The organism is Pseudomonas sp. fls2-241-TYG-175 (assembly GCF_030209155.1).
Taxonomy (GTDB): Bacteria; Pseudomonadota; Gammaproteobacteria; order Pseudomonadales; family Pseudomonadaceae; genus Aquipseudomonas; species Aquipseudomonas viridiflava.
The window spans coordinates 1-14433 of the sequence record NZ_JARVSO010000041.1; the positions used below are offsets into that span (position 1 = coordinate 1).

The following is a 14433-nucleotide window of genomic DNA, read 5'->3' on the forward strand; positions in this document are numbered from 1 at the left end:
TGCCGGCGATGCTTTTTCTGAAGCGACCTATCAGTGACTGAACGGACGCCATCGCTGGCAAGCCGCCTCCCACGGGGTATGCATTCAGTCAGTCACTTTCGTTTAGGCCCCCGTTTTGCGCGTCTTGCGGACTTGTGTATAACGATGAGCGCGGAGCGTGGGTATGCAGCCCGTGACGCTGCGCGTCACATTTCCAAGTGAACACAGGGGCATCGAACATGACTGTCCTCAAAAACCGCCGATAAAAAAGGGCCGATAAATCGGCCCGAATACCCCACGCTTGGTGAATCAGGAGTCAACGATTCGGCTGAGGCGTCAGGCGCAGATATGGCGTGACGGCCTTATAGCCCTTGGGAAAGCGCTGCCTGATCTCTTCCTCGTCCTTGATCGACGGCACGATCACTACGTCCTCACCATCCACCCAGTTAGCGGGCGTGGCGACCTTGTAGTTGTCGGTCAATTGCAGGGAGTCGATGACCCGCAGAATCTCGTGGAAATTACGCCCGGTGCTGGCGGGATACGTAATGGTCAGACGCACCTTCTTGTTCGGATCGATCACGAACAGCGAGCGTACGGTGAGGGTGTCGCTGGCATTGGGATGAATAAGGTCGTACAGGTCGGACACCTTACGGTCCGCGTCAGCCAGAATCGGGAAATTGACCTGGGTGTTCTGTGTGGTGTTGATGTCGTCGATCCATTTGACGTGCGAGTCCACCTGGTCCACCGACAGCGCAATGGCCTTGACGCCGCGCCTGGCAAACTCGTCCTTCAATTTGGCAGTGAAGCCCAGCTCAGTGGTGCAGACCGGCGTGAAGTCTGCGGGATGGGAAAACAACACACCCCAGCTGTCGCCCAGCCACTCATGAAAGCGTATACGGCCTTCGCTGGAGTCCTGTTCGAAGTCGGGGGCGATATCGCCAAGTCGCAGTGTCATGGTGTGGCTCCTGTCTTGTTCGATTGAGTCTTTCAGTCAAGACCACTCTGCCTGTCGTTGAAGTAAATTAAAAAGAATGGATATCGCTTTGATTAGATCGATAACGAATATCAAAAAACAGGTAAAAGAAACCCCGCACGGGGCGGGGTTTCTTTGACACTCAGTACACTTACATGAAGTTGTAGGTGTAGTTGAAGATCAGACGGGTCTGATCGGTGTCAGCAGTGGTTGCGCTGTCGCCGCGGAAAGTACCGTGACGCAGAGTAGTGCCGAAGCCCTTGAGTGGACCGCTCTGGATGACGTAGTCAACACGCATGTCGCGTTCCCACTCGGAGTGAGAGTCACGAGCACGGTTCACGTCACGGATGTCATCACCGCTCAGGTAGGCAATGGCAGCTTTCAGGCCTGGAACACCAACCTTGGCGAAGTCGAACGAGTACTGACCGAACGTGGTGTTTTCACCCGCGCGGTTGAAGCCGTTGATCATCGAGTCAGTGAACAGGTAGAAGCTGGAGCCACCGTTACCTTCCAGGCTGCCAACGCCGTTGTTCTTACGAACGTTGCCTTGGCCGAGGTAAACCATGCCGCCATCGTCGCCTACCTGCTGGTGACCAACCATGAGTGCGTGGCCGCCCAGAGAGTAGGTGAACATTGCAGACCAGGTCTGGTTATCAACTTCGCCCGGAGTCTTGGCATAGCCACCGTTGTTGTTGAAGCTATAGCCAGAGGTGTTGCTGCTGTTCTTGCCATCAGCGCTGCTGTTGAAATAGCGCAGGTCAGTCTTGAAGGACTGGTTGTCGTTGATCTGGTAGACGTGAACCAGGCCCAGGAAGTGCTGCTTGTAGAAGTCTTCCAGATTGGCGTAGTAGTACTGCAGGGTCAGGTCTTTGGTGACTTTCCAGTCGGCACCGGCAAAGCGGAACTCGTCGCTGGTCTTGGCAGCACCGGCTACGGACAAGTCAGTCCAGTTGCTCGAAGCACGGCCAATGGATTTGCTCAACTGACCAGCAGTGAAGGTCACATTGTCCAGATCCTTGGAGGTCACGATGCCGCCCTGGAAGGCTTGCGGCAACAGACGGCCATCGTTGCTGACCAGAATCGGCAGGTTAGGCGCGAGAGCGTTACCCACTTTCAACTCGGTCTTGGAGAAGCGGACCTTGGCGTTGGCGCCGGCACGGCTCCAGTCGCTGACAGAAGAGCCGTCAGTGTCGGTCGGAACAACGGTGTTGGCCGTGGTCGCGTTGTGGTGCTGAATGCCACCACCCAGATGCAGACCCATAACTGCCTGTGCATCAAGACCGAAACCAACGGTGCCTTGTGTGTAGCCCGACAGGTAGTCGAACTTCAGGCCGGTAGCGGTTTCACGCTGATCTGGAGCACGACGGCCTTCACGCAGATCGTTGTTGAAATACAGAGTACGAGAACTGACGGACGCTTTACTGTCTTCGATGAAACCAGCTGCACCGGCCTGTTGCGCCAATACACCAACGGTTACGGCCAGGGCCAGGGTGGACTTCTTCATTGCAACGCTCCTCGTGAATCTAATTTTTTATTTCCACGGTGCCGGGCATTTTTGCCCTGACCCATGGATTCGCGCAGGTGACAGGCCCGACCTTGAGGTCAATGGTTTCTGTGCACCCCGACTGCATGACTAGACCGCGCATGTCGGTGGCTGGACGGTAGTGAAAACCCTGAAGATCAGAAAGGAATCAATTAACCCCCATCAATAACTTTTCGGCATATGTCACAACTCGTGTCAATCACGACGTCACGGAGTGTATCGACCTAATTCGCTAATTCACAAAATATATTTTGCTACCGCTCGTCAGATCGCTCTGTTTCGTGCAACCAAATGGCCAGTTCAAGACCCGCCGGTCACGCCCGCCCCGCAAGCGGCATTAGGCCATCTCGCCTAAAACCCTTGTAGGCCGGGAGCTTCGGAGAGAATAGGGATCAAATGTTACAGTTGTCATCACTGCGCAGACGCACGCTCCCCTGCCTCAAATATTTTTTGAAGAATGGTTTTTCAGGCCATAAAAAGGTCGGTTTTGCTTCGTGAACCACTTCCGACAGGGGCGCATGCGTGAACAAATCGCCCGTTTTACTGTCTTGCGCCAGCGATGTGAGCCAGTTGGCAGATGCAGAATAGACGTGAATGTGCGGATTGCCCGTTTTGCATTCTCAAAAAAGAGACAAAAACCGTTTCTAAGCTAATGCTCAAAAGTTATTTATTTAGAAATTCTTAGATCATTTAGGCTCCAGATCAGCCAGCCCCCCGGCCCGCTTGACTCGGAGCAACCCATGAAACTGCACTTTTCCTTGCGCCTGTTAACGGCGTTATCACTGACAGGCGCGGCGTTTATCGCCCAGGCGGCTGACTTTACCGTGGCTTACCAGACCACGGTTGACCCGGCCAAAGTGGCGCAATCCGACAATGCCTATGAAAAAGCCACTGATTCGAAAATAGCCTGGCGCAAGTTCGAAAATGGCGCTGACGTGATCACCGCGATTGCTTCCGGCGATGTACAGATCGGCTATCTGGGCTCTAGCCCGTTCACAGCAGCCGCCACCCGCAAGCTGCCGGTGGAGACGTTCCTGATCGCTACCCAGATCGGTGCCGCAGAAGCACTGGTGGCGCGCAACGGGTCGGGGATCACTTCGCCCCAGGACCTGATCGGCAAGAAAGTCGCCGTGCCGTTCGTGTCCACCGGGCACTACAGCCTGCTGGCTGCGCTCAAGCACTGGAACATCGATCCTGCCAAGGTGACGATTCTGAACCTGGCTCCGCCCGCCATCGCTGCGGCATGGAAACGTGGCGACATTGACGCCACCTATGTGTGGGACCCTGCATTGGGTGTCGCCAAGGAAACCGGCAAGGTACTCATCACCTCCGGCGAACTGGCGAAGGTCGGGGCGCCGACCTTCGATGCCTGGATCGTGCGGAAAGACTTCGCCGCCAAGCATCCTGACGTAGTCAGCGCCTTCGCCAAGGTGACGCTCGACGCTTACGCCAACTACCGCCAGGACCCTGGTGCCTGGATCGCCAACGCCTCCAACATCGACAAGCTGACCCGCCTTTCCGGTGCCAAGGCCGCAGACATCCCGGGCCTGCTGCAAGGCAACGTTTATCCGCTGGCCGCAGACCAGATCGCGCTGCTCGGCGCGCCCACCATCGAAGCCGTGACCAAAACCGCCGCCTTTCTCAAGGAGCAAGGCAAGGTCGACGCCGTGCTGCCTGATTACTCACCTTACGTGACGGACACATTTATCCCTCGCTGACCGACCCGGAAGGAGCCAAGAGCCATGGCCTTATTGAAGCTTGAGCGCATCGGCGCACGGTATCCCGGCGCAGCACAGCCCGTACTGACGGACATCAACCTGAGCCTCGGCCCCGAGCAATTGCTGGTGGCGCTTGGGCCATCCGGCAGCGGCAAGACTTCGTTGCTGAACCTGATAGCAGGCTTCATCAAGCCCGCCACCGGACGCATCACGCTAGACGGCAAAGACGTTGAAGGGCCAGGCGCCGAACGCGGCGTCGTGTTTCAGGACGATGCCTTACTGCCCTGGCAGGACGTGCTGGCCAACGTCGCTTTTGGTCTTGAGCTGGCAGGCGTAGGGCGGGCCGACCGGGAAGCGAAGGCGCGGGACATGCTCGCGCTGGTGGACCTGAGCGGCTTTGAACGACGGCGCATCTGGCAACTGTCCGGCGGACAACGCCAGCGTGTGGGTCTGGCACGCGCGCTGGCTGCGGACCCGCGAGTACTGTTGATGGACGAGCCGTTTGGCGCACTGGACGCCTTCACACGCGAAAACATGCAGGAGTTGTTGCTACAGGTGTGGCGACGCACGGCCAAGCCTGTTTTCCTGATCACCCACGACATAGAAGAAGCGGTTTTTCTGGCCACGGACCTGATCCTGCTCGCGCCCAATCCTGGACGCATCGCCGAACACCTGCGTCTGGACTTCGGCCAGCGTTACAGCTCTGGAGAGTCCGCACGGGCGATCAAATCCGATGCGCGCTTTATCGATACCCGCGAGCACGTGCTGGCCAGCGTGTTCTCGCAACGCGCCCGGGAGCAGCAGGCATGAACAGTTATGAACTGAGCAACCCGATCGAACCCGGTATTTCGGCACGCAGGCCGCGCTTATACCTGAGCACTCGCGCTATTAGCGTTGTGACCCTCGTGGTGCTGCTGGCACTGTGGTGGGCCGTGACTGCGGCCGAATGGATCGAGCCATTGTTCTTGCCGCCGCCCTCGGCCGTACTGGAAAAAGCCTGGCTGCTGCTGACCAAGGGCTACATGGATTCCACGCTCTGGCAGCATCTGGGCGCCAGCCTGCAACGCATCGGCATGGGTCTGGGCGCAGCGATCCTGACGGCGATTCCGGTGGGGATTGCCATCGGCCACAACCGCATCGCGCAAGGTATTCTGGATCCGCTGATCGAGTTCTACCGCCCTATCCCGCCGCTGGCCTATCTGCCGCTGATCGTGATCTGGTTCGGCATCGGTGAGTTTTCCAAAGTGCTGCTGATTTATCTGGCGATCTTCGCACCCATCGCGATTGCTACTGCAACCGGCGTACGCACGGTCGATCCGACCAGAGTGCGTGCCGCGCAATCGCTGGGCGCCACACGCTGGCAGCTGATTCGGCACGTCATCCTGCCCAGCGCGCTGCCGGACATCCTGACCGGTATTCGCATCGGGCTCGGCGTGGGCTGGTCGACACTGGTGGCCGCCGAACTCATCGCCGCCACCAGCGGGCTGGGGTTCATGGTGCAGTCGGCGGCGCAGTTTCTGGTCACCGATGTCGTAGTGCTGGGCATTCTGGTCATCGCCATCATCGCCTTCGCCATGGAACTGAGCCTGCGGGCACTGCAACGCCGGCTGGTGCCTTGGCACGGGCAGCATCACTGATTCGGCAGGTTCTGGACACAAATTGCATCAGCTTGGTGTGGGGCACCGTTGTGATGCGCAAATTGGGTGCATAAATAGGGGCGGCGGGCTGCACGGCCGGAGCAGCTGAAAGACTCGGCGACCATTATCGGATTATTCAGAACCCGCCAAACGAGGGCTTTCGAAGGATTAACACGGGTTTTATCGCTGCTTTCTCAAAACTGGCACGCTGCCTGCAATAGGTATTACATCACCAGTTTTGGGGACCTTGGTACAGGCAGGCCGGGGAATCCCCTCTTTTATTCCTCCCGGAGACTGACCTCCAGTCTCCAGCGCCCGTCAACCTTCTCAGTGCGCCAGTCGCCCTGAAGTGGACGGGCCGCCAGGAGCGTCAGCACCAACCCTTTCTCCCCTCGTTCCAGCTTCCAGCGCGCAACCTTGCTGTCGAATCGCAATTGGCCGCTCCACGGCCGTCCTGAAGCATCGAGCCTGAGCACTACTGCGCCGTCTACCGTCCTGCCCTCATAGCGGGGCTCTTCGTCGAACCACAGCGCCAGACCCGTTGGCAGCTCTTCAATCTGCTCCAGTTCAACCGGCACAGGTTGCTGCAGGCGACCGATGATTGTGCCGATGGTGAAGCCGACAATGGCCATCGAACCAAGAACACGCGGCCATAGCTTCGGTCTGGGGTCCGCTTCAGGGGTAGAATGCATCCCGTCATTTTGTTCGGAGCCGTGCATGTTTCACGTCATCCTTTTTCAACCAGAAATTCCGCCGAATACCGGCAATGTCATCAGGCTGTGCGCCAACAGTGGCTGCACCCTGCATTTGATCGAACCGTTGGGTTTCGAGCTGGACGATAAACGCCTGCGCCGGGCGGGTCTCGACTATCACGAGTATGCCACGCTGCAGACGCACGCCGACCTGCCCGGTTGTCTGGAAAAGATCGGCAACCCACGGCTGTTCGCCTTCACCACCAAGGGCTCGCGGCCGTTTCATGATGTCAGTTTCGAGCCGGGCGATGCGTTTCTGTTCGGTCCGGAAAGCCGGGGCCTGCCTGCCGATATTCTCGACTCGCTGAGCGGCGACCACCGCCTGCGCCTGCCGATGCGCGAAGGCTGCCGCAGCCTGAACCTGTCCAACACCGTCGCCGTGGCAGTTTACGAAGCGTGGCGGCAGCATGGGTTTGCGTAGCGCCTCAGGCGGACGCGGAGCGTCCTGAGAGGCGTTACCACGCTGGAGCGTGGGAACGATCCAGATCTGATTGTGCCGATGCTTTGCTTCATCTCACGCTGCGGTCATCAAAAAAAAGCGCCCCGAAAGGCGCTTTTTTACATTCAACCGTAACGCTTACTGAACGGTCGGCGTTTCGCCGGCTTCCTGCATGCGTTGCAGTTCCTGTGCGTACAGCGCGTCGAAGTTCACCGGGGCCAGCATCAGCGCAGGGAACGAACCGCGGACAACCAGGTTGTCGATGGCTTCGCGAGCGTAAGGGAACAGGATGTTCGGGCAGAACGCGCCAAGGGTGTGGCTCATCGACGCGTCGTCCAGGCCCTTGATCAGGAAGATACCGGCCTGTTGCACTTCAACGATGAAGGCGACTTCGTCACCGTTGTTGACGGTCACGGACAGGGTCAGCACCACTTCGTAGAAGTCGCCTTCCAGCGGCTTCTGACGGGTGTTGAGGTCGAGGCTGACAGTCGGGGTCCATTCCTGGCGGAAGATCGCCGGGCTTTTCGGTGCTTCGAAAGACAGGTCGCGAACATAGATACGCTGCAGGGAGAATTGCGGAGCGTTTTCTTCTTCGTTGGCCACGGCGCCGTTGTTCGGTTGATCGGTCATTTCGGATCCTTCTCAAATGGGGCGGTTAAATAGGGGAATCAGCCGAGCAGCGCATCGAGCTTGCCGGCGCGTTCCAGAGCGAACAGATCATCACAGCCGCCCACGTGGGTCGAGCCGATCCAGATCTGGGGTACCGAAGTACGACCGGCCTTTTTGGTCATCTCGGCACGAACCTGCGGCTTGCCATCGACCCTGATTTCCTCGAAGGCCACACTCTTGCTCTGCAACAACTGCTTGGCCCGTATGCAATACGGGCAGTAGTCGCTGGAATAGACGATGACTTGAGCCATTTTCATTTCACCAGTGGGAGATTGTCGCCGCGCCAGGTCGAGATACCGCCGGACAGCTTGGCCGCCTTGAAGCCGGTCTTGAGCAGCTCGCGGGCGGTGCTGCCAGCATGCTGCCCCATTGCGTCGACGATGATCAACGTCTTGTCCTTGTATTTCTGCAGTTCTGCGGTGCGGGTCAGCACTTTGTCCTGCGGAAAGTTCAGGGAGCCGACGATGTGGCCGTTGGCGAAATCCTTCTTGGAGCGCACGTCAATGACCACGCCCTGGTCGCTGTTGACCAGTGCGGTCAGCTCGCGGGTGCTCAGGCTCGCGCCGCCTTTGCTCAGTTCGTAAGCGATCAGCAGTCCCAACAGAATGACGAAGGCACCGGTGATCAAATAGTGGTTAGTAGCGAATTCAAGCAGATGAGCAACCATCGGTAGGTTCCAGGGCGTTAAAATGTCGGCCAGTATACACAGCACCCAAGGTCGGCCAAAGTCCGTACGGCAGTGACGCCGTTTGAACTTGTCCTTAAAATGCCGATCCCTTGTTCTTTATTCCAACCAGCCTCGAGTGGGTTCTATGACTGCCACCCCAAAACCTCTGGTCCTTATCATCCTGGACGGCTTCGGACACAGCGAACACCGTGAAGGCAACGCTATCCTGGCTGCGAAGATGCCAGTCATGGATCGCCTCTACAAGACCATGCCCAACGGCCTGATTTCAGGTTCCGGCATGGATGTCGGTCTGCCGGACGGGCAGATGGGCAATTCTGAAGTCGGCCACATGAACCTGGGTGCCGGGCGCGTGGTGTATCAGGATTTCACTCGAGTGACCAAGGCCATTCGCGACGGCGAGTTCTTCGAGAACCCGACCATCTGCGCCGCCGTGGACAAGGCGGTTGCCGCTGGCAAGGCCGTGCACATCATGGGCCTGCTGTCCGATGGCGGCGTTCACAGCCACCAGGACCATCTGGTCGCCATGGCTGAGCTGGCCGTCAAGCGCGGGGCCGAGAAGATCTACCTGCACGCGTTTCTGGACGGCCGCGACACGCCACCGCGCAGCGCAAAGAAATCCCTTGAGCTGATGGATGAAACCTTCGCCCGCCTGGGCAAGGGCCGTACCGCCACGATCATCGGCCGCTATTTCGCCATGGACCGTGATAACCGTTGGGACCGTGTCTCCAGCGCTTACAACCTGATCGTCGACAGCGCCGCCGAATTTCACGCTGACAGCGGCGTGGCCGGGCTTGAAGCCGCCTACGCCCGTGATGAAAACGACGAGTTCGTCAAAGCCACGCGCATTGGTGAGCCGGCAAAAGTCGAAGACGGCGACGCCGTGGTGTTCATGAATTTCCGTGCCGACCGCGCCCGCGAACTGACCCGCGTGTTCGTCGAAAACGATTTCAAGGACTTCGAGCGCGCCCGCCAGCCGAAGGTCAACTACGTGATGCTGACTCAATACGCCGCCAGCATTCCTGCGCCGTCCGCGTTTGCCGCAGGCAGCCTGACGAACGTGCTGGGCGAATACCTGGCCAACAACGGCAAGACGCAACTGCGCATCGCCGAGACCGAGAAATACGCCCACGTGACCTTCTTCTTTTCCGGTGGACGCGAAGAACCGTTCCCGGGCGAAGAGCGCATCCTGATTCCATCGCCGAAAGTGGCCACCTACGACCTGCAGCCGGAAATGAGCGCGCCGGAAGTGACCGACAAAATCGTCGATGCTATCGAGCATCAGCGCTATGACGTGATCGTCGTCAACTACGCCAACGGCGACATGGTCGGCCACAGCGGCATCATGGAAGCGGCGATCAAGGCCGTTGAGTGCCTGGACGTCTGCGTCGGCCGCATCACTGAAGCGCTGGAAAAGGTCGGTGGCGAAGCACTGATCACCGCGGACCACGGCAACGTCGAGCAGATGACCGATGATCACACCGGCCAGGCTCACACCGCGCACACGTCCGAGCCCGTACCGTTCGTGTATGTCGGCAAACGCCAGCTGAAAGTCCGCGAGGGCGGTGTGCTGGCCGATGTCGCGCCAACCATGCTGCACCTGCTGGGCATGGAGAAACCGCAGGAGATGACGGGTCACTCGATCCTTGTGAACGAGTAATCGGCTGAAAACCGGCACAAGGCCATCAGGCGGTGCCGGTTTTTTGTGTTACAGGCCCCAAAGCAGTACGACCGGGGCGTTTTTTTTGTACCCCATGCCGGGCATACTAGGCCTGACACTTTTTCTCACAATTCCTCGGTATCGCCCACCCTCATGCTTCGCGCCTTGATCGCCCTTGTTCTGATCTGCCTGCTCAATCCGGCGTTCGCCGAAGACGAGCGTGCGCAAACCCAAAAACAGATAGACGCTGCGCGTCAGGATGTCGCTGAGCTGCAAAAAGTCCTGAAACAGGTTCAGGAAGAACGCACAGGCGTCCAGAAGGACCTGCGCACCACCGAAACGGAAATGGGCAAGCTGGAAAAGCAGGTCGAGGTCCTGCAAAAGGAACTAAAAAAGACCGAAGCCGAGCTGACGAAGCTCGACGGTGAGAAAAAAAAACTGAATAGCGCCAAGGTTGAACAGCAACGCCTCATCGCCATTCAGGCCCGCGCCGCCTACCAGAGTGGCCGCCAGGAATACCTCAAGCTGTTGCTCAATCAGCAGCACCCTGAAAAATTCGCCCGCACCCTTACCTATTACGACTACCTGAGCCAGGCGCGCCTGGAGCAGCTACGCAACTTCAATGAAACCCTGCGTCAGCTGGCCAACGTCGGCAAAGACATCGACCTGCAGCAGGCGCAGTTGCTGGTTCAAAAGAGCAACCTCGACAGCCAGACAGAAGAATTGGCCAAGGTTCGTCAGGAACGTCAGCAGGCTTTGGCTAAACTCAATCAGGACTACAAGGCCCGCGACCAGAAGTTGCAGGCCCGTCAGCAGGACCAGGCCGATCTGGCCAAGGTACTGAAGACCATCGAAGAGACGCTGGCCCGACAGGCCCGCGAAGCTGAAGAAGCACGCCAGAAGGCCCTGTTGGCGGCAAAGGAAGCAGAAGAGAAACGTCAACGTGAAGCCGAGGCCGTCGCCCGCAACAGCGGCAAAACCGATGATGAACCCGCTCCGCGTCGTCCGGTCAAAAGCCCCGGCGCGCTGGTTTCCAGTGCCGGTGTTTCGTACGGCGGACCTTTTGCAGAGGCCAAGGGAAAACTTCCATGGCCCATCGATGGTCGATTGCTTGCACGCTTTGGTGAAGCGCGAGGTGATGACGAGCGGACCAAATGGGACGGCGTCATGATCAGCGCTTCGGCCGGAAGTCAGGTACATGCCGTGCACGGAGGGCGAGTGGTTTTCGCTGACTGGTTGCGCGGCGCCGGGCTTCTGGTCATTCTCGACCATGGTAATGGCTATTTGAGTCTGTATGGACACAATCAGAGCCTGCTCAAGTCGGCAGGCGATATCGTAAAAGCCGGTGAAGCGATTTCCACCGTAGGCAACAGCGGCGGTCAGGACACATCAGCGTTGTACTTTGCTATTCGTCAGCAGGGTCGCCCAAGCGATCCAGCCCAATGGTGCCGCACTCAAGGATAAGTCGGCACCAATATCAGTAGGAGCTCGTTAGACATGCTGCATTTGTCCCGCCTCACCTCGCTGGCCATGGCGATTGCCATCGTTATCGGCGCGCCGCTGGCGCAAGCTGCCGAAAAGACCACGCCAGCTCCGACAGCAGCAGTCGCTCCGGCCAATGCCAACGCCAAGCCGCCGCTGCCGCTCGAAGAGCTGCGCACGTTTGCCGAGGTCATGGATCGGGTCAAGGCCGCCTACGTAGAGCCGGTGGATGACAAGACCCTGCTGGAAAACGCCATCAAAGGCATGCTCAGCAACCTTGACCCGCACTCCGCCTACCTCGGCCCGGAAGACTTCCAGGAGCTGCAGGAAAGCACCAGCGGTGAATTCGGCGGCCTTGGCATTGAAGTCGGTGTGGAAGACGGCCTCGTCAAAGTGGTTTCGCCTATCGACGATACCCCGGCCTCCAAGGCAGGCATCGAAGCCGGCGACCTGATCGTTAAGATCAACGGCGCGCCGACGCAGGGTCAGACCATGCAGGAAGCGGTCGACAAGATGCGCGGCAAGATCGGCGAGAAAATCACCCTGACGCTGGTACGCGACGGCGGCACGCCGTTCGACGTGACGCTGGCGCGCGCGACCATTCAGGTCAAGAGCGTCAAGGCGCAGATGCTGGAGAACGGCTACGGCTACATCCGCATCACCCAGTTCCAGGTCAAGACCGGCGACGAAGTGGGTAAGGCGCTGGCCAAGCTGCGCAAGGACAACGGCAAGAAGATGAGCGGGCTGATTCTGGACCTGCGCAACAACCCTGGCGGCGTATTGCAGTCGGCGGTGCAGGTGGCGGACCACTTCCTCACCAAGGGCCTGATCGTCTACACCAAGGGCCGCATCGCCAACTCCGAGCTGCGCTTCTCGGCCGACCCGGCAGACGCCAGCGAAGGCGTGCCTCTGGTGGTGCTGATCAACGGCGGCAGCGCCTCGGCGTCGGAAATCGTCGCCGGTGCGCTGCAGGATCAGAAACGCGGCATCCTGATGGGCACCGACAGTTTCGGCAAAGGCTCGGTGCAAACTGTGCTGCCGCTGAACAACGATCGCGCACTTAAGATCACCACGGCGCTGTATTACACGCCAAATGGCCGGTCTATTCAGGCACAGGGCATCAATCCTGACATCGTGGTGCGTCGTGCCAAGGTCACCAACGAAGTCGATGGCGAGAACTACAAGGAAGCCGACCTGCTCGGTCACCTGGGTAACGGCAACGGCGGCGCGGACAAACCGACTCTCAAGGGCGGCGCGGCGGCCAAGGCGCGTCCGCAGGACGATGACTTCCAGCTCAGCCAGGCCCTCAGCCTGCTCAAGGGGTTGAGTATTACGCGCGGCAACTGACGGATGCGTATTCTCTGCTTTCTGCTGTTGGCATTCTCGATCACTGGCGCTGCCCACGCAGCGCCAGTCGAGACCCGTGCAAAACCGGCCAAAGCCTACCTCAGCCTGATCATCGATGACCTGGGCCAGAACCCCGAGCGCGACAGCCGCACGCTGGCGCTTCCCGGTCCGGTTACGTTGGCGATCATGCCTGACACACCTCACGCCACCGAATTCGCCAGACAGGCGCACCGCGCGCGCAGGACCGTGATGCTGCACATGCCCATGGACCCGGCAACAGGTCCCTATGCGTGGCATCCCGAACTGCCGTTGCCGGAACTCGAAAGCCGCCTGAACGCCGCACTGCTAAAGGTGCCGTACGCAGCAGGCATCAACAACCACATGGGCAGCCGCATGACCGCAGAGCCGGTTGCCATGGCGTGGTTGATGGAAGAGTTGCAGCGTCGGCACATGTTCTTCGTTGACAGCCGCACCAGCGCCAAGACCGTCGCCGCCGCCCAGGCGCAACGCATCGGTCTGGCCAGTGTGTCCCGCGACGTGTTTCTTGACGATGAGCGCACGGCCGAGGCCATTACCCGGCAATTACAGACGGCGATCAAGCTGGCGCAAAAGCAGGGCTCGGCGGTGGTGATTGGTCATCCCTACCCTGTCACGCTGGACGTGCTTGAGCGCGAACTGCCCAAACTGAAAGCGCAGGGCATCGAGTGGATCGAATTGCGCGAGATGATCAGCCAGCGTGGCAACAAGGCCATGGCCGGTCATGGCAAAGACGGGACCTATCGCTAGGTTTTACAGGTAACGGTCGTTGATTTTCTTCAATTGCCCTTCGTCGCGCATCTTATCCAGCGCGGCCTGCAGGCGATCCACTACGTCCTGCGGCGTGTCCTTGTTCAAGGCCAGATACAGCTCGGCGGTATGGAAACGCAGCACGGTCTTGAGATCGGTGATGCCTTCCTGCTTGGCCAGATAAAGCCCTACAGGATCAGCCGTTGCCCACAGATCGATCTGCCCGTTGACCAGCTTTCGAGCGTTGTCCTGATCGCGCAGCATCACCACCGGATCCAGCCCCTTGAGCGCCAGATGCTCGGCGACCGCGTCGCCCTTGTAGGCGCCAATCCGATAACCCCTGGCCTGTTCCAGACTCGACAGCGCAACCGTGCTGTTCGCCGGTGCCAGCAGGACCCAGTCCACCGGCCCGATGGGTCCTACCCACTTGAAGAGGTTTTCCCGCTCCGGCGTACGCACCGTAGAAAACACGCCATAGCCGTGCTTCTCCAGCGCAAGCTTGTACACACGCTCCCAGGGAAAGCGCAGGGTGAGGTTGTAGCCGACACCGGCACGCTTGAACATTTCGCGAACCACATCCACGGCGATGCCATTGATGTTGCTGTCCTGAGCGAAATTCTTGCCATCCGCTGCCATGTTGTAAGGCGGGTAGTTTTCGGTCAGCAGAACCATTGAATAGGCAGGCGAGGTGCCGGCCCGGGCAACCTCGCTGAGCAGAACCCCTGCTCCGACCAGTGCGAGAAAAAGACGTTTGAGCATGTTC

The 14433-nt window shown here is 59.1% G+C and carries 15 protein-coding genes; 8 read left to right on the top strand and 7 right to left on the bottom strand.

What is annotated here, in order from left to right; genetic code table 11:
* Positions 1–295 precede the first annotated feature (295 nt).
* Positions 296–934, bottom strand: a complete 639-nt coding sequence (locus tag QRN20_RS23075) for a peroxiredoxin (RefSeq protein WP_122415802.1) — start codon at positions 932–934, stop codon at positions 296–298.
* Between the two features lie 169 nt (positions 935–1103).
* Positions 1104–2456, bottom strand: a complete 1353-nt coding sequence (locus QRN20_RS23080; RefSeq protein ID WP_029243870.1) for an OprD family porin — start codon at positions 2454–2456, stop codon at positions 1104–1106.
* A 779-nt stretch (positions 2457–3235) separates the two neighbouring features.
* Here QRN20_RS23080 and tauA point away from each other — a divergent pair.
* The 3 genes from tauA to tauC are packed head-to-tail and all read left to right on the top strand — an operon-like array spanning position 3236 to position 5850.
* A complete protein-coding gene (gene tauA / locus QRN20_RS23085) occupies positions 3236–4213 on the top strand; it encodes a taurine ABC transporter substrate-binding protein (RefSeq protein ID WP_029243871.1) in 978 nt (325 codons plus the stop codon).
* A 24-nt stretch (positions 4214–4237) separates the two neighbouring features.
* The gene (gene tauB / locus QRN20_RS23090) at positions 4238–5023 is read left to right on the top strand and encodes a taurine ABC transporter ATP-binding subunit (protein WP_029243872.1); all 786 of its coding nucleotides are present in this window, start codon (positions 4238–4240) and stop codon (positions 5021–5023) included.
* Positions 5020–5850 carry a taurine ABC transporter permease TauC gene (tauC, locus tag QRN20_RS23095; RefSeq protein ID WP_029243873.1) on the top strand — a complete coding sequence of 277 codons (831 nt, stop codon included), beginning with the start codon at positions 5020–5022 and terminating at the stop codon, positions 5848–5850. The genes tauB and tauC overlap by 4 nt, the downstream gene beginning before the upstream one ends.
* 278 nt (positions 5851–6128) lie before the next feature.
* Here the strand turns inward: tauC and QRN20_RS23100 are convergent, their stop codons facing one another.
* Complete coding sequence (locus QRN20_RS23100) at positions 6129–6569, bottom strand: hypothetical protein (RefSeq protein WP_029243874.1); 441 nt, start codon at positions 6567–6569, stop codon at positions 6129–6131.
* On the opposite strand from QRN20_RS23100, the gene QRN20_RS23105 reads away from it, so the two are divergent.
* Positions 6568–7023 carry a tRNA (cytidine(34)-2'-O)-methyltransferase gene (locus tag QRN20_RS23105; protein ID WP_025993333.1) on the top strand — a complete coding sequence of 152 codons (456 nt, stop codon included), beginning with the start codon at positions 6568–6570 and terminating at the stop codon, positions 7021–7023. The two genes, QRN20_RS23100 and QRN20_RS23105, sit on opposite strands and share 2 nt — an antisense overlap.
* Before the next feature lie 156 nt (positions 7024–7179).
* On the opposite strand, the gene secB is transcribed toward QRN20_RS23105, so the two are convergent.
* The 3 genes from secB to QRN20_RS23120 are packed head-to-tail and all read right to left on the bottom strand — an operon-like array spanning position 7180 to position 8377.
* Positions 7180–7671, bottom strand: a complete 492-nt coding sequence (gene secB, locus QRN20_RS23110; RefSeq protein ID WP_004883102.1) for a protein-export chaperone SecB — start codon at positions 7669–7671, stop codon at positions 7180–7182.
* A gap of 38 nt (positions 7672–7709) precedes the next feature.
* On the bottom strand, positions 7710–7961 hold the full coding sequence (grxC, locus tag QRN20_RS23115; RefSeq protein ID WP_029243875.1) for a glutaredoxin 3: 252 nt from the start codon (positions 7959–7961) through the stop codon (positions 7710–7712).
* A gap of 2 nt (positions 7962–7963) precedes the next feature.
* Positions 7964–8377 (bottom strand): rhodanese-like domain-containing protein, encoded by a 414-nt coding sequence (locus QRN20_RS23120; protein WP_004883098.1) that lies wholly within the window; start codon positions 8375–8377, stop codon positions 7964–7966.
* A 145-nt stretch (positions 8378–8522) separates the two neighbouring features.
* Between QRN20_RS23120 and gpmI the strand changes: the two genes are divergently transcribed.
* The 4 genes from gpmI (at position 8523) to QRN20_RS23140 (ending at position 13670) form a co-directional block, all read left to right on the top strand.
* Complete coding sequence (gene gpmI, locus QRN20_RS23125; RefSeq protein ID WP_025993335.1) at positions 8523–10055, top strand: 2,3-bisphosphoglycerate-independent phosphoglycerate mutase; 1533 nt, start codon at positions 8523–8525, stop codon at positions 10053–10055.
* 153 nt (positions 10056–10208) lie between these two features.
* Positions 10209–11519 (top strand): murein hydrolase activator EnvC family protein, encoded by a 1311-nt coding sequence (locus QRN20_RS23130; protein WP_004883095.1) that lies wholly within the window; start codon positions 10209–10211, stop codon positions 11517–11519.
* A 33-nt stretch (positions 11520–11552) separates the two neighbouring features.
* Entirely contained in the window at positions 11553–12884 is a 1332-nt protein-coding gene (locus tag QRN20_RS23135) for a S41 family peptidase (RefSeq protein WP_025993337.1), read from the top strand.
* Positions 12885–12887: 3 nt separating this feature from the next.
* The gene (locus QRN20_RS23140) at positions 12888–13670 is read left to right on the top strand and encodes a divergent polysaccharide deacetylase family protein (protein ID WP_285361305.1); all 783 of its coding nucleotides are present in this window, start codon (positions 12888–12890) and stop codon (positions 13668–13670) included.
* A 3-nt stretch (positions 13671–13673) separates the two neighbouring features.
* Here the strand turns inward: QRN20_RS23140 and QRN20_RS23145 are convergent, their stop codons facing one another.
* A complete protein-coding gene (locus QRN20_RS23145; protein ID WP_029243877.1) occupies positions 13674–14429 on the bottom strand; it encodes a substrate-binding periplasmic protein in 756 nt (251 codons plus the stop codon).
* Positions 14430–14433: the final 4 nt, after the last annotated feature.

Bases quoted from the DNA above. Each gene is read 5' to 3' on its own strand.
- secB (WP_004883102.1), bottom strand. From the start codon at position 7,671: ATGACCGATCAACCGAACAACGGCGCCGTGGCCAACGAAGAAGAAAAC.
- gpmI (WP_025993335.1), top strand. From the start codon at position 8,523: ATGACTGCCACCCCAAAACCTCTGGTCCTTATCATCCTGGACGGCTTC.
- QRN20_RS23145 (WP_029243877.1), bottom strand. From the start codon at position 14,429: ATGCTCAAACGTCTTTTTCTCGCACTGGTCGGAGCAGGGGTTCTGCTC.
- QRN20_RS23140 (WP_285361305.1), top strand. From the start codon at position 12,888: ATGCGTATTCTCTGCTTTCTGCTGTTGGCATTCTCGATCACTGGCGCT.
- QRN20_RS23130 (WP_004883095.1), top strand. From the start codon at position 10,209: ATGCTTCGCGCCTTGATCGCCCTTGTTCTGATCTGCCTGCTCAATCCG.
- grxC (WP_029243875.1), bottom strand. From the start codon at position 7,961: ATGGCTCAAGTCATCGTCTATTCCAGCGACTACTGCCCGTATTGCATA.
- QRN20_RS23135 (WP_025993337.1), top strand. From the start codon at position 11,553: ATGCTGCATTTGTCCCGCCTCACCTCGCTGGCCATGGCGATTGCCATC.
- tauC (WP_029243873.1), top strand. From the start codon at position 5,020: ATGAACAGTTATGAACTGAGCAACCCGATCGAACCCGGTATTTCGGCA.
- QRN20_RS23075 (WP_122415802.1), bottom strand. From the start codon at position 934: ATGACACTGCGACTTGGCGATATCGCCCCCGACTTCGAACAGGACTCC.
- QRN20_RS23105 (WP_025993333.1), top strand. From the start codon at position 6,568: ATGTTTCACGTCATCCTTTTTCAACCAGAAATTCCGCCGAATACCGGC.
- tauA (WP_029243871.1), top strand. From the start codon at position 3,236: ATGAAACTGCACTTTTCCTTGCGCCTGTTAACGGCGTTATCACTGACA.
- tauB (WP_029243872.1), top strand. From the start codon at position 4,238: ATGGCCTTATTGAAGCTTGAGCGCATCGGCGCACGGTATCCCGGCGCA.
- QRN20_RS23080 (WP_029243870.1), bottom strand. From the start codon at position 2,456: ATGAAGAAGTCCACCCTGGCCCTGGCCGTAACCGTTGGTGTATTGGCG.
- QRN20_RS23100 (WP_029243874.1), bottom strand. From the start codon at position 6,569: ATGCACGGCTCCGAACAAAATGACGGGATGCATTCTACCCCTGAAGCG.
- QRN20_RS23120 (WP_004883098.1), bottom strand. From the start codon at position 8,377: ATGGTTGCTCATCTGCTTGAATTCGCTACTAACCACTATTTGATCACC.